Origin of the sequence: Enterobacter sp. SORGH_AS_0287, assembly GCF_031453695.1 — a bacterium.
In the GTDB taxonomy this organism is placed as follows: Bacteria; Pseudomonadota; Gammaproteobacteria; order Enterobacterales; family Enterobacteriaceae; genus Enterobacter; species Enterobacter ludwigii.
The window spans coordinates 547,857-562,407 of sequence record NZ_JAVIZW010000001.1; the positions used below are offsets into that span (position 1 = coordinate 547,857).

A 14,551-nucleotide genomic window follows, 5' to 3' on the forward strand; every position below is an offset into this window, starting at 1 on the left:
ATGCGCACTTACCCTGAAACACTGACGGAAAACCTCACCCCGAAAGCGAACTGGCCACTGGCGTTATGCGCCGGATTGTTAGGTATTGGACAAAACGGTTTGCTGGTCATGCTGCCGCAACTGGTCACCCTGACCGGGTTATCGCTCTCCGTCTGGGCGGGGCTGTTAATGTTCGGCTCCATGCTCTTTTTACCCGCATCGCCGTGGTGGGGACGCCAGAGCGAGCGACACGGCTGCAAGGTCGTGATGCTGGCCTCGCTAAGTGGCTATCTGGCAAGTTTCGTCGTGATGGCGCTGGTGGTCTGGGCGATGGCAAGCGGGATGATGAGTGCTGTCTGGGGGCTGGCGGGCCTGATCCTCTCGCGTACGCTGTACGGCCTGACCGTCTCAGGGCTGGTGCCCGCGGCTCAGACATGGGCCATTCAGCGCGCGGGTCTGGATAAACGCATGGCCGCGCTGGCGACCATTAGCTCCGGCCTCAGCTGCGGTCGTCTGCTGGGGCCGCCGCTGGCGGCGATGATGCTTAGCGTCAATCCGGTGGCTCCCCTCTGGTTGATGGCGATTGCACCGTTTATTGCTCTCCTGCTGGTCCTTCGAGAGGTCGCCGATCCGCCGCTGCCGCCGGTCGCGCATCAGGCGACGCGTGTGCAGGTTTCAATGCTGCCGTACCTTGTGCTGGCGTTGCTTCTGGCCGCACTGGTGAGCCTGATGCAGCTTGGCCTGTCACCGCATCTCAGCCCTCTGCTGGAGGGTAACCCGCGAGAGATAAGCCATCATGTCGCGCTGCTGCTGAGCCTGGCCGCGCTGGCAACCCTCGCTGCGCAATTTCTGGTGGTCCGTCCGCAGCATTTCAGCCCGGTGACATTGCTCTGCCTGGCCGCGGTACTGATGGTGACGGGACTGGGGCTAATGTGTATTGCCGGTCTGGCGTTGTTCTACGTGGGGATTGTCATGACGTCGCTGGGAGCCGCCATGGCGACGCCGGGATATCAGCTGCTGCTGAATGAACGGCTGACCACCGGAAAAGGGGCGGGAGTGATTGCCACCAGCCACACGCTGGGCTACGGCCTGAGTGCGCTGCTGGTGCCTGTCGTCACGCGTTTATTCGGCGAGGTATTTTTAACGCAGGCCGCGTGGGTGATGGCGCTGATGTTTCTGGTGATGAGCCTATGGGTACGGGCGGTCAATCGTACCCATGTCGACCCGTCTTAATGGAGCTGGTGAGATGAATTGCCGGCAGGATCCTCATTTTGCCGCAGACGCAGCAGAGGGTCTTGCTGATAAAACTGACAGAACCGTTGCCAGAGGGCCGGGAAACGGGGGGCGAAAAGCTCAGGCGCGCTAAAGAAATATTCTGACAGCACCGCAAAGCACTCCGCAGGATCGGTTGCCGCATAGGCATCGATGCTGGCGGCACTTTCGCCCACCAGATCTATCTCATCCTGGATATTATCCATTGCCGCATGCAGATCGTGTTCCCAACCTGCAACCTCACGAAGCGGGATCAGCGGTACACCGCTGGCACGATCCCCGTTGCGGGTATCCAGCTTATGCGCCACTTCGTGAATGATCAGGTTAAAGCCTGATGCGTCGAACGAGTCCTGAATATCAAGCCAGTTCAGAATGATCGGTCCTTGCTGCCAGCTTTGCCCGGACTGCACCACCCGCTGGTTATGCACCAGGCCGAAATCGTCCTGCCATTCATCGTCCACCACAAACGGTGCAGGGTAGATGAGTACTTCATGGAAGCCATCCAGCCACTCAATACCGAGTTCCAGTACCGGCAGACAGAAAAGCAGGGCGATACGCGCGTTTTTCAGGGGATCCAGCTCGAAGCCCTGCAGCGGAACCAGACGTTTTTGCTGCAAAAAGCGATCCGCCAGTTGAACCAGTTTTGATTGTTCATCCGGCTGAAGATTAGCCAGAACAGGGATCGCCAGCGCTTCATCCCACGGCAGCGCCATATTTCGGCCAGCGTCATTCGTTTTCCAGGGCCACTTAATCATCGCTTTGCTCGCAAACTCGTCACTTGAACAAAAGGGGAAGGTAAGGTTCTGTTAAAATGCCAGACATTCGGTCATTGCTTCAATTCCAGCCTGGATAAACTATCACTTCGTACGTAACGGTGGATAGTGGTTTGCTGGTATCACCTTCATTTTGTGAACTCAGTCGAAGCCTAATCTTATGACACTTACCCCATTATGGTCAGCGTGAAAACCAACTCCTTAAGGGATTTCGGTGCTTCACCGGTTGCGGCTGGACAATAAGCCGCTATTATTTTTGACTTTCGTTCGTATTGCCAGACAGGACATTCAGACGCTATGCCCGTAAATTTTGACCTTAACGATCTTTATGCTTTCAGAGCGTTAGTGGAATACGGCAACTTTCGGGTTGCTGCTGAATCTATCTGTTTGTCCCCGTCAGCACTGAGCCGCAGGATTGAAAAACTGGAGGCGGCGCTGGGAGCGAAGCTGTTTGACCGGACCACCCGCCACGTGGCTCTGACACTGTACGGGCAGAACTTTGCTGAACGTTCAGCGCAGTTGCTCGATAACGTTGAGTCCATGCTGGCTGATATTGATAAAGTGAGTGAAGAGCGGACCGGGCTGATTACCGTCGCTACGGTACCGTCTGCGGCCTATTACTTTATGCCGGATGTCATTCGTCGCTTTCAGTCCCGTTATCCGCGTGTCCGGATTAAGCTCATCGACAGCAGCGCGGGGAATGTCATTGACGCGGTTGCCCGTAGCCAGGCGGATTTCGGGATCTGTTTCGCCGGGAGTGTGCCCTCTGAAATTGAGTTTTTCCCCCTTGTGGAAGATAGCTATGTCGCCGCGTGCAGGCGCGATCACCCTCTGGCAAAAAAGACTCACCTGACGTGGCAGGCGTTTTATCAGCAGGACTATATCATCCTCGACAAAACGTCAGGCAACCGTAACCTGCTCGACCGGATGCTGGGGGATATCGTGCCTGCGCGTCCCAGCGTTTGCGAAACGCGCCATGTGACCACGATGCTCGGTATGGTAGAGGCGGGCATCGGCATTGCTGCCGTGCCCGCCATGTCGATGCCGACGTCAGAGCACTCGCTACTGACGTCTGTCCCGCTCGTGGCACCGGAGGTGAAACGCACTGTGGGGCTGATTCGACGCCGGGGGCGCATCCAGTCTTACATTGCGGCTGAACTGGAAAAACACATTACTGAGCAGTACCGCGGGACGTAACGGGGCTCATCCCCGTGTCGCGAATCACGGCGCTGGACTGTGTCGAGGAAAGGTAATCCAGCAGCGCTTTCCCTTCGCCAGGATGGTCGGCGTGGCGGGTCACGGCACCAGCAAAGCGGGTGATGTATTGCAGGTTGTCCGGGAGTTTGCCAATAAACGTCACCCCTGGAATCGGCAGCAGTTCGCTGACCTGCTGGAAACCTACCGCGTATTTCCCTTTCGCCACTTCTTCGGCGACGGGGATGCGCTCAACCTTCGTTGCTTTACCCATCACCTCTTTTTCAATCCCCAGCGTTTTGAACAGCGTCTGGCTGACGTATCTGCCGCTGGCGCTGTCGGAGTAGGCGATGGACTCCGCCTGAAGCAGCGTATGGCGAAGTTTCGCCTCGTTACTGATATCCGGGACGTCAGCGCCTTTTTTTTACCACCATACCGACAGGGGAGTCCGCAAGTTCCGTGCGCGAGCCTGGCTGAGTCAGGTTGTCCTTTTCAAGTGTTGCCAGCGCATCGCCCACCATGATCACCACGTCGGCTTTTTCCCCGCGCGCAAGCCGGTTAGGAATTGCCTGCGGAGTCGTTCCCATAGACGGGCCGGGAATGAGCACAATATTATCTCCGGTCTGGCGTTCATATTCCGGTGCCAGCTTTTCAAGGGCGGCTTTAAAACCGCCTGAGATCATGACCGTCACCCCTTTCGCTGAGGCACTGAAGCTCAGGACGGTCAGTATCAACGCGCCGGCGGTCAGTCGAGGAATCAGTCTCATGCCGCCCCCTCTGATTTCACGGTATTTTGCAGCGTCACTGCACGACGACGGTACAGGTAGAGCGTTGCCAGCAGGGCGCACACCGCGGCGAAACTCATCCAGTAGCCGGGAGAGGCTTTATCCCCGGTATATTCTATCAGCGCGGTAGACATTACCGGCGTGAACCCCCCAAATACCGCCGTTGCCAGGCTGTAGGCCAGAGAGAACCCCGCCACCCGAACTTCAGAAGGCATGATCTCCGTGAGCGCCGGGATCATCGCACCGTTGTACAGGCCATAGAGGAAAGAGAGCCACAGCAGGACGCTCAGCATCATTGAGAAGCTCGGTGCCTGCGCCAGCAGCGTCAGTGCCGGGTAGCTCGTCGCCAGAGCCAGCAGCGTCATGGCGATAAGCACCGGTTTACGCCCAAAGCGGTCCGATAGCGCACCGCCTATCGGCAGCCAGATAAAGTTGGAAATTGCCACCAGAAGCGTGACCAGCAGGCTGTCCGAGGCGCTGAGCATCAGCACTTTTTTCCCGAAAGTCGGCGCGTAAACGGTGATCAGATAAAAGGCCGTGGTGGTCATTGCCACCATCAGCATGCCGGCAATGACCACCTGCCAGTTACCGAGCAGGGTTTTAAAGACCTGATGCATCTCCAGATGATGGCGGCGTGCGTTGAATTCCTCTGTCTCCTCCAGCTTGCGGCGCAGGAAAAAGATAAACGGTACGATTAAACAACCGACCAGGAACGGGATACGCCAGCCCCATTCACGAATGGCGCTCTCTGCCATCAGCGCATTCAGCGCAAACCCCATGGCTGCCGCAACCATAATAGCGACCTGCTGGCTGCCGGACTGCCAGCTGGTGTAAAAACCTTTGCGGCCGGGCGTGGCAATTTCTGCCAGATAGACCGATACGCCACCCAGCTCCGCTCCGGCAGAAAACCCCTGCAACAGTCGGCCAGTCAGAACCAGTAACGGTGCCCACAGACCTATGCTGTGATAAGACGGAATAAGCACGATCAGGAAGGTACCCGCCGCCATAATCGACAGGGTCACGATGAGTCCTTTTCTGCGTCCAACCTTGTCGATATAGGCACCCAGTACGATTGCCCCGATAGGGCGCATTAAAAATCCTGCGCCAAAGACGGCAAACGTCATCATCAGGGAAGCAAATTCACTGCTCGCCGGGAAAAAGGTGTGCGCGATGTAGGTCGCATAAAAGCCGAAGAGAAAGAAGTCGAATTGCTCGAGAAAGTTGCCGGACGTCACGCGAAGTATCGCGCCCGCTTTCGAGCGAACGGTTGCTGGTGAGGTTGAGGAAAACATGGTTATCTCCAGTTTATTGTTGACGTTTTGCTCGTCTGTTTCTGAAAACTGGATCAAGAACCCCAAATTTATAAGCGCAATTAATACATGGACTGATGCATTTAACGCATCAATAGCGCGTGGTCGATCGGGAGTGATTGTCGTAACAACAACTTAACAATTAATTGATTTTTTATTCACCAGTTTGGGTAAGTCACTGATATTGCCGTTTTGTGACATCGCGCAGAGGCACCCTTGTTTGCAGCGAATACAAAAGCCAGGCGATGCCTGGCTGTTAACTATCACTTACCGCGACTTACCGCAACGCGTTGGCAATCGCACTGAACATCAGTGAGGCTTCCAGCGGCTGTGCGCTAAACGACGGTTCGGCCTGCGGCCAGGTGGACCACTGAACGATCACCAGATTTTCCGCCTGGTTTACCATGATCATCTGCCCAAAGATCCCCAGCGCCCAGAGCGAGCCTTTCAGCGACTCATTCGCCGCGGGCACCACCTTCGTGGCCGTGACGGGCACTTCGTTGTTCCACCACTGATAGCCGTATAAGCCGGTCGGGTGTGCGTCAGAGACAGATCCATCAGCCTGCGTCCAGCGTGAGGCGTCTTTCACCCAGTTGTCAGGCAGGATCTGTTTGCCATTCGGTAGTGTGCCGTTATGCAGGATAAACTCCCCGAAGCGTCCCCAGTCTTCCAGCGTGGCGTTAAAGCCATGCGCGCCGACATCATGCTGACCTTTACGGTAGGCATGCCATACACCGTCGCTCGCCATGCCGTACGGCTGCCAGATGCTCTTCTCAAGATAGGCGGCCAGGGTCATGCCCGTTGCACGCTCAAGCACGTCACCCAACAGCCAGGCGCCACCGGAGGAGTAAGACCAGTGCTGGCCTGCCGGGTGTTCGCGTTTCAGCCCGGACACCAGCTTACGCACGCAGTCATAGGTGCCTGGTTTCGCTTCGCACTCGGTGAGCTGCGCGAAATCGGAGGCGGGATTAGTGTAGTCTTCGTTCCATGCCACGCCGGAGGTGTGGGTGATCAGCTGTTTTAACGTCACGCCGTCCCAGGCGGTGCCTTTCAGGTCTGGCTCGTATTGCGTGACCAGGTCGTCGAGTGAGCGAATTTTTCCCTCTTTGAGAGCCACGCCAACCAGCGTTGAGACCACGGATTTCCCGACCGAACGGGAGGTCCAGAGCGTCGTATCCGTATTGCCTTCGCCGAGATATTTCCACGCGATTTTGCCGTCTTTCAGTACCAGCATGCCGCTCACGTTCTGACGTTTCAGGTAGTCCTGCAGGTTATAGGTCTTGCCGTTGACCTGATAGCGGGCGTCAGTGAGCGGTTTCTCTGCGCTGAGCAGCGGCGTGGCGTTGCCGTGATGGAACACATCTCCCGCGTAGTTGCGGTAGTCATTTCGAAAGCCGACCACGCGATCCGCCTGGCTCCAGGTGAGCATCTTGTGCGTGTCAGGAAGCTGTTTGTCGAACGGAGCAGGGCAGGTGTTCAGGTCAGTACCGTTGCAGGCCGCCAGCGCGACAGGCGCAAACAGAGCGCTGCACAGGCTAATTACAACGCCCGCCAGCAGCGTGCGGTTCAGTGAAGGATAATTCATCATTTTTCTCGCTGTGAATAGGAACGCCTTCAGTTTAAGAACCCGCGACTTATAATAAAAAACGCGTAATGGGGGAAATTCCCCCCGAAAACTGAATGGAGAGTGGCGTGACGACGGTAATTTATTCCTTTGCCCAACTGGAAGCGTTTACCGCCGTGGTGGAATACGGTGGCCTGGCAAAAGCGGCGATGAAGCTCGGGAAAGATCGTACGACGCTGCGCGACCTGATTGATTTTCTCGAAGATGGATTAGGGTACAGGCTGTTTGTGCGTGAAGGACGCACGCTGCGTCTGACCCCTGAGGGTGAGCAACTGCAGCGGCAGGCGCACCTGCTGATGCGCCAGGTGAAAGCCTTTGAGGCATTTGCCAGCGCGGTACCGGAGCGTGCTACGCAGGACATCACGCTGGTTTACGATCCCTTTACCTCGAGGCCATTTTTGCAGGCGCTGATTGGCGAGATGGCGAAGCGACACTTACGTCTGAGCCTGGTCAGCGCCTCCCGGGATGAGGCTGAAGCGATGCTGGCCAGCGGGCAGGCGGATCTGGGCATTTGCCAGGCACGTAATCGCAGTGTGGGTAATGAAATGGAGTGGCGGGCGCTCGGGGCGATCGATATGGATTTCTACGCCTGCAACACGCTGTTCGCTGAAGCCACGCAGCCGCTGTCGCTGCTTGAGTTATCGCTGGTGCCGCAGGTGATTATGCACGCCGCCTCGGATGAGCCGGTGGCACGTCGTCTGCAGATTTCGGGGCACACCCTTTTCACCAATGAGCTGGAGATGTTGCGGGGTCTGCTGGAGCAGGGATGCGGCTGGGGATTCTTACCGACGCATTTCCAGCCGACCGGGTGGAAAAAGGTAAAAAGGCTGCCCACCGAAGTGGGCAGCCAGGGGATAAGTCAGACGATGGTGACCATCTGGAAGCCGGGAAGCAACAAGCGAGAGTGGATCGCTGAAACGCTGTCGCTGTTACCGGCGTTGTGGAAAAACTCAGCGCTGTGAACACCCATTGCACTGCTGATTCTGGATCTGCTGGAAGAAGTCGTTACCTTTGTCATCCACCAGGATAAATGCCGGGAAGTTTTCCACTTCGATTTTCCAGATGGCTTCCATACCCAGTTCAGGATAGGCCACGCACTCCAGACGCTTGATGCTGTTTTGTGCCAGTACCGCCGCCGGACCGCCGATGCTGCCGAGGTAGAAACCGCCGTGCTTATGACAGGCATCGGTCACCTGCTGGCTACGGTTGCCTTTCGCCAGCATGATCATGCTCGCACCGTGAGACTGCAGCAGGTCGACGTACGAATCCATCCGTCCAGCCGTGGTTGGGCCGAGAGAGCCTGATGCATAGCCTTCCGGAGTCTTGGCCGGGCCTGCGTAGTAGATTGGATGGTCTTTGACGTACTGCGGGAGTTCTTCACCGTTGTCGAGCAGCTCTTTCAGCTTCGCGTGGGCAATGTCGCGCGCCACGATGATGGTGCCGTTCAGTGACAGGCGGGTAGAGACCGGATGAGCAGAAAGCTGGGCCAGGATCTCTTTCATCGGCTTATTCAGATTGATGTTGACCACGTCGCCTTCACCCTGTTGACGCAGGGATTCAGGTATATACTGGCCCGGATTGTGCTCCAGTTTTTCAATCCAGATACCGTCGCGGTTGATTTTGGCTTTGATGTTGCGGTCAGCGGAGCAGGAGACGCCCATGCCAATGGGGCAGGAGGCGCCGTGGCGCGGCAGACGGATCACGCGAATATCATGGGCGAAGTATTTCCCGCCAAACTGCGCGCCCAGGCCGAGGTTCTGTGCTTCCTGAAGCAGTTCCTGTTCGAGCTGAACATCACGGAACGCCTGACCGTGTTCGTTGCCTTCGGTGGGCAGCGCGTCGTAATAGCGCGTTGAGGCGAGCTTAACGGTTTTCAGCGTCGCTTCTGCCGAGGTTCCCCCAATCACGAAGGCAATATGGTAAGGCGGGCAGGCCGCGGTACCCAGGGTACGCATTTTCTCAACCAGATAGTTTTTCAGCTTCGCCGGGGTAATCAGTGCTTTGGTTTCCTGATAGAGATAGGTTTTATTCGCGGAACCGCCGCCTTTTGCCATGCACAGGAATTTATACTCGTCCCCGTCGACGCTGTAGAGATCGATCTGCGCAGGCAGGTTAGTGCCGGTGTTGACCTCTCTATACATATCCAGCGCGGCATTCTGGGAATAACGCAGATTATCTTCGATGTAGGTGTTATAGACACCCTGACTCAGCGCGGCTTCGTCACCGCCACCGGTCCAGACGCGCTGGCCTTTTTTACCCATGATGATCGCCGTGCCGGTATCCTGGCAGGTGGGCAGCACGCCTTTGGCCGCGATTTCAGAGTTGCGCAGGAACTGCAGGGCAACGTATTTATCATTTTCGCTGGCTTGTGGGTCGTTAAGAATCGCGGCAACCTGTTTCTGATGCGAAGGGCGCAGCATAAAGGCGGCGTCGTGGAAAGCCTGCTGTGCCAGCAGCGTCAGCGCTTCGGGTTCCACTTTCAGGATCTCCTGTCCCTCAAATTCGGCAACAGAGACGTGTTCTTTGGTCAGCAGATAGTATTCGGTATCGTCGTGTGCGAGAGGGAAGGGGTTCTGGTAGTAAAACGGTTTGTTTGACATAGCGTATTGCTCCAAAAAAATAAAACCGCCGGAGAGGTAGCCCGGCGGTCAGGGATCAGAACATCATGGACATCCACGGATAACCAATCAGCAGCAGGGCCGCCAGGAAGATGGCACCAAAGATGGTGCCGAGGCGCCAGTAGTCTTTGGTTGGCAGGTAGCCGCTACCGTAGTAGATAGGGCTAGGGCCGGTACCGTAAGGGGTGATAATCCCCATGACACCCAGGGAGGTCACCATCAGCAGGACGAACACCTCCATATTCATGCCAGGAATGGTAGAGGCGATGGTCAGCATCGCTGGCAGCAGCGCCGTGGTGTGTGCGGTGGTGCTGGCAAACAGGTAGTGCAGCAGGTAGAACGCCAGCAGCAGTACGATGGTGGCAACACCCGGCGAGATACCGCTCATCAGCAGACCGCCTTCTTTACCCAGCCAGCTAATGAAGCCCGTGGAGGAGAGGCCATCCGCCAGCGCAACCAGGGTGGCGAACCAGACGAAGGTGTTCCAGGCGGCTTTATTCCCGGTGATATCGTTCCACTCCAGCACCCCGGTCCACAGCATCAGACCCACGATTAACAGTGCAGCCATTGCCGGTTCAATCCACGCGGCGGCGAAGATCCACATCAGCAGCGCGCAGCAGACGAAAATCAGCAGCAGGATTTCGTTACGGGACAGTTTGCCCAGTTTTTCCAGTTCACGGGTCGCCCACAGTGGCACTTCGTTGTTCACTTTAACTTCAGGCGGGTAGAACCAGTAGGCCAGCAGCGGCATGGTCAGAATCAGCAGCACGCCCAGCGGCAGGAATGCGATAAACCAGGTGCCCCAGGAGATGTCGATCCCCACGGTGCTTTTCACCAGCGCCAGCGCCAGCAGGTTCGGCGCGAGGGCAGACAGGAACATTGAGCTGGTAATACAGGCCGCGGTGATCGCCACCCACATCAGGTAAGAACCAATTTTACGCGCGCTTGGATCGTTCGGTTTTGAACCATACAGCGGCGGCAGGTTAGCGATAATCGGATAGATGGTCCCGCCGCTACGCGCGGTGTTGGAAGGTGTAAACGGTGCCAGCAGCAGGTCCGCGAAGGTGATAGCGTAACCGAGCGTCAGGCTGCGACGACCCAGATATTTCACCAGAATCAGCGCCAGACGGCGGCCGAAGCGGGTTTTGTCATAGCCTGCGGCAAACATGAAGGCACCGAAAATCAGCCATACGGTAGAGTTACCAAAACCGCTCACGGCCCATTTAAAGGAGGCACCCGCCAGTTTGAATTTCGGGTCGGCCAATTGTTCCGGGCTGAACAACACCCACTGGCTGCAGAGCGCAATCGCCACGACGCCGGTCAGGCCAATGACCGCGCCTGGCAGCGGTTCGAAGATCAAACCGACAATCACGCCGACAAAGATAGCGAAGTAGTGCCACGCGTAAGGAGGAAGCCCTTCCGGGACCGGAACAAACAGTAACAGCACGGCAACGACAATGGGCAATGCCATCATTAGCAGACGTTTTGCCTTTCCGTTGGATGCTTGACTCGCCACAGGGGGCGTTACAGCAGTTTTTGTATTCATAGTTTCGCGTCTTAAGTTGTCAGGAATTCGGTTATGCGCTGAAATATTCATTTGATTTCTTTAGTTTGTTTTTATTTTCTTTAGTTACCAAAGGTGCGCATTTGCTATTTAAGTAATAGCGACTTAACGCATTTTTGATGCGCTAAATTAAAAATTGATGATATTTATATATTGCGCCTTTGACTGTCTCGATGCTTGATCGCGATCAAAAAAATAGAGTTGCGGTGGTGTTTTTGTTCAACTGATAATAACCACTCTGGCGTATGTGGGTATTATTTATTTTGATATGGATTTTACTCAATGTTGTTAACATTTCAAATAACCATTTTCATATAACTCTTTGTTTTTAATGGTTTGTTTTTGTCTCTTGGGATCGTAAAAAGGTCATTGATACGTTAACAGTGTTTAAAGGATTGTGAATGGAGTAATTAATATTGCTAACACCAATGTGTTATTAATGTTATTGAAGGGATTAAATAGTTTTTTAACTAACGTAATAGCTTTAGAAACTAAAAAAATCATTATATTAGTATTATGACATCGGAATAAAAAAATCGAAATAAAACTGAGCCCGATAACGAATTCTTAATTTTAAAGTTTGGAGTTTCTATTATGAGCACTAACGAACGTATTCTAAGCCCCTTCACATTACCGAATGGTACCGAACTGAAAAACCGTTTGTTAATGGCCCCTATGACGACCTGTACCGGTTATTACGACGGTACGGTGACCAGCGAGCTGGTTGAGTACTATCGCGCCCGCTCAGGCAGTATTGGTACCATTATTGTTGAGTGCTGCTTTGTTGACGATCTCGGTCTCGCCTTCCCGGGTGCGATTGGCATTGATAACGACGAGAAAATCGCCGGGCTGGCGAAGATCGCTGAGGCGATTAAGTCCAAAGGCTCTAAAGCGCTGCTGCAGATCTACCACGGCGGCCGCATGGTTGATCCGAAACTGATCGGTGGCCGCACGCCGGTGGGGCCAAGTGCCGTTGCCGCGCCACGTGACGGCGCCGCCACGCCGGTTGCCCTGACGGGGGAAGAAGTCGAAGGGATGATTGGTAAGTTCGGTGAAGCAGTACGCCGTGCGATTCAGGCGGGTTTCGATGGCGTTGAAATCCATGGGGCCAACACCTATTTGATTCAGCAGTTCTACTCTCCAAACTCTAACCAGCGTGACGACGAGTGGGGTGGCAGCCGCGATAACCGCGCGAAATTCCCGCTGGCCGTGCTCGACATCACCCATAAAATGGTGCGCCAGTACGCCGATGACGCCTTTATCATCGGCTATCGCTTCTCCCCTGAAGAGCTGGAAGAGCCGGGCATCCGCTTTGAAGACACCATGTACCTGCTGGAAAAGCTGGCCGCGCGCGGTGTGGATTATCTGCACTTCTCTGTTGGCGCAACCCTGCGTCCTTCTATTGTCGACACGCAGGATCCGACCCCGCTTATCGAAAAATACCGCGCAATGCGTTCTGACACGCTGGCGCAGGTGCCGGTCATGGGCGTCGGTGGCGTGGTCAATGCCGCGGATGCGAACGAGGCGCTGGAACATGGCTACGATCTTATCGCCGTAGGCCGCGCCACCATCGCCTATCCAGACTGGACAGACCGCATCGCGGCGGGAGAAACGCTGGAACTGTTTATGGACAGCACCCGACGCGAAGCGCTAAGCATCCCTGAGCCGCTGTGGCGTTTCTCGCTGGTGGAGGCGATGATCCGCGATATGAGCATGGGTGAATCGAAATTTAAACCGGGCATGTTTATTGAAAATGTTCGGGACGATAGCAATGAACTGGTGATTAACGTCAGCCTGGAGACCGACCGCATCGCCGACATTGAACTGGCTTCTGGCCCGACCCAGGACGTTGAGTTTGTCACCAGCTTCGAAGAGATCCGCACCCGTATTCTGGATGCAAACACCCCGCACGTGGATGCCATTACCGGTGCAACCAGCCAGAGTGAAGCGGTCAAAAAAGCGGTGTCTAAAGCCATGCTGAAATCCAGCAAAGCGCTGGCAGCCGAAGAGGGTGTCGACCCGAACGAGACCCGAAGCGTTGACGTTGTGGTGGTCGGTAGCGGTGGCGCGGGTCTGGCCGCAGCAATCCAGGCGCATGACGAAGGCGCAAGCGTGCTGATTGTCGAGAAAATGCCCTCCATCGGCGGTAACACCATTAAAGCGTCTGCGGGGATGAACGCCGCGGAAACACGCTTCCAGCGGGTGAAAGGGATTCAGGACAGCAAAGAGCTGTTCTATCAGGAAAGCCTGAAAGGCGGTAAAAACAAGAACAACCCGGAACTGTTGCGCCGCTTTGTTGAAAATGCCCCACAGGCGATCGAGTGGCTGGCGACCCGCGGCATTATGCTCAACGACATCACCACCACCGGCGGGATGAGCATCGACCGTACTCACCGTCCAAAAGACGGTTCTGCGGTGGGCGGCTATCTGATTAGCGGCCTGGTGCGTAACGTCAACAAACGCAACATCGAGGTCATGCTCGATACGTCGGTCAGCGACATTCTCTTCGAGAACGGCGAAGTCACCGGCGTACGTCTGACCACGGAAGAAAACGAAACCCTTACCGTAGCAACCAAAAGCGTCATTGTGGCTACCGGCGGTTTCAGCGCCAATAGCCAGATGGTGGTGAAGTACCGTCCTGACCTGGAAGGTTTCGTGACCACCAACCACAAAGGGGCGACAGGGGGCGGTATCGCGCTGCTGGAGCGTATTGGCGCCGGTACGGTCGATATGGGTGAAATCCAGATCCACCCAACCGTTGAGCAGAAAACTTCGTACCTGATTTCCGAATCCATCCGCGGTGGCGGGGCGATTCTGGTGAACCAGCAGGGGAACCGTTTCTTCAACGAGATGGAAACCCGCGATAAAGTCTCTGCACAGATTATCGCCCTGCCGGAGAAATACGCTTACATCGTCTTTGATGAGCATGTCCGCGCCAAAAACAAAGCGGCAGATGAGTACATCGCCAAAGGGTTTGTCACCAGCGCCAGCTCACCTAAAGCGCTGGCTGAAGCCCTGGGTATGGATTATCACGCCTTCCTGGCGACCCTGGAGCGTTACAACGGCTTTGTTGAAAAACAGCACGATGACGATTTTGGCCGTACGACCGCGCTGCGTGCACCAATCAACGAAGGGCCATTCTATGCCATTCAGATTGCGCCGGGCGTGCACCACACCATGGGCGGTGTGACCATTAACACCGAAACCTGCGTACTGGACAGCAACCACAACGTGCTGCCAGGGGCATTTGCGGCCGGTGAAGTGGTCGGTGGTATCCACGGTGGTAACCGCATCGGGGGTAACGCGGTGGCAGATATCATTATTTTTGGTACGCTTGCCGGACATCAGGCGGCGATGCGCGCGAAAAGGGCGTAAGTCAGCCGTAAGGGCATGCCGGATACGCGCCGTGTATCCGGCATTTCAACCAGGGAG

At 55.7% G+C, this 14,551-nt stretch carries 9 protein-coding genes and 1 pseudogene; 4 read left to right on the forward strand and 6 right to left on the reverse strand.

Translation table 11 applies throughout. The annotated features are described in order from the left end of the window. Entirely contained in the window at nt 1-1,212 is a 1,212-nt protein-coding gene (locus QE396_RS02485) for an MFS transporter (protein WP_020883314.1), read from the forward strand. Here the strand turns inward: QE396_RS02485 and mtfA are convergent. Next, nucleotides 1,209-2,006, reverse strand: a complete 798-nt coding sequence (mtfA, locus tag QE396_RS02490; RefSeq protein ID WP_014170764.1) for a DgsA anti-repressor MtfA — start codon at nt 2,004-2,006, stop codon at nt 1,209-1,211. The genes QE396_RS02485 and mtfA overlap by 4 nt on opposite strands. Before the next feature lie 315 nt (nt 2,007-2,321). On the opposite strand from mtfA, the gene QE396_RS02495 reads away from it, so the two are divergent. Continuing rightward, nucleotides 2,322-3,221 carry a LysR family transcriptional regulator gene (locus tag QE396_RS02495; protein ID WP_020883315.1) on the forward strand — a complete coding sequence of 300 codons (900 nt, stop codon included), beginning with the start codon at nt 2,322-2,324 and terminating at the stop codon, nt 3,219-3,221. On the opposite strand, the pseudogene QE396_RS02500 reads toward QE396_RS02495, so the two are convergent. From QE396_RS02500 to QE396_RS02510, 3 genes and pseudogenes are all read right to left on the reverse strand, one after another. Next, nucleotides 3,196-3,985: pseudogene (locus QE396_RS02500) on the reverse strand (substrate-binding domain-containing protein). The gene QE396_RS02495 and the pseudogene QE396_RS02500 overlap by 26 nt on opposite strands. Beyond that, the gene (locus QE396_RS02505) at nt 3,982-5,295 is read right to left on the reverse strand and encodes an MFS transporter (protein ID WP_020883317.1); all 1,314 of its coding nucleotides are present in this window, start codon (nt 5,293-5,295) and stop codon (nt 3,982-3,984) included. The pseudogene QE396_RS02500 and the gene QE396_RS02505 overlap by 4 nt, the downstream one beginning before the upstream one ends. Nucleotides 5,296-5,590: 295 nt before the next feature. Continuing rightward, nucleotides 5,591-6,898 carry a serine hydrolase gene (locus tag QE396_RS02510; protein WP_020883318.1) on the reverse strand — a complete coding sequence of 436 codons (1,308 nt, stop codon included), beginning with the start codon at nt 6,896-6,898 and terminating at the stop codon, nt 5,591-5,593. 95 nt (nt 6,899-6,993) lie between these two features. Here QE396_RS02510 and QE396_RS02515 point away from each other — a divergent pair, with 95 nt between their 5' ends. Beyond that, nucleotides 6,994-7,899, forward strand: a complete 906-nt coding sequence (locus tag QE396_RS02515; protein WP_032669950.1) for a LysR family transcriptional regulator — start codon at nt 6,994-6,996, stop codon at nt 7,897-7,899. Here the strand turns inward: QE396_RS02515 and fumA are convergent. Together fumA and QE396_RS02525 are read right to left on the reverse strand one after the other, a co-directional pair. After that, nucleotides 7,888-9,537, reverse strand: a complete 1,650-nt coding sequence (gene fumA, locus QE396_RS02520; protein WP_020883320.1) for a class I fumarate hydratase FumA — start codon at nt 9,535-9,537, stop codon at nt 7,888-7,890. The genes QE396_RS02515 and fumA overlap by 12 nt on opposite strands. Nucleotides 9,538-9,592: 55 nt before the next feature. Further along, on the reverse strand, nt 9,593-11,101 hold the full coding sequence (locus QE396_RS02525) for an anion permease (RefSeq protein ID WP_072126457.1): 1,509 nt from the start codon (nt 11,099-11,101) through the stop codon (nt 9,593-9,595). A gap of 612 nt (nt 11,102-11,713) precedes the next feature. Here QE396_RS02525 and QE396_RS02530 point away from each other — a divergent pair. Continuing rightward, on the forward strand, nt 11,714-14,494 hold the full coding sequence (locus QE396_RS02530; protein WP_014170755.1) for a flavocytochrome c: 2,781 nt from the start codon (nt 11,714-11,716) through the stop codon (nt 14,492-14,494). The last annotated feature ends 57 nt before the right edge of the window (nt 14,495-14,551 follow it).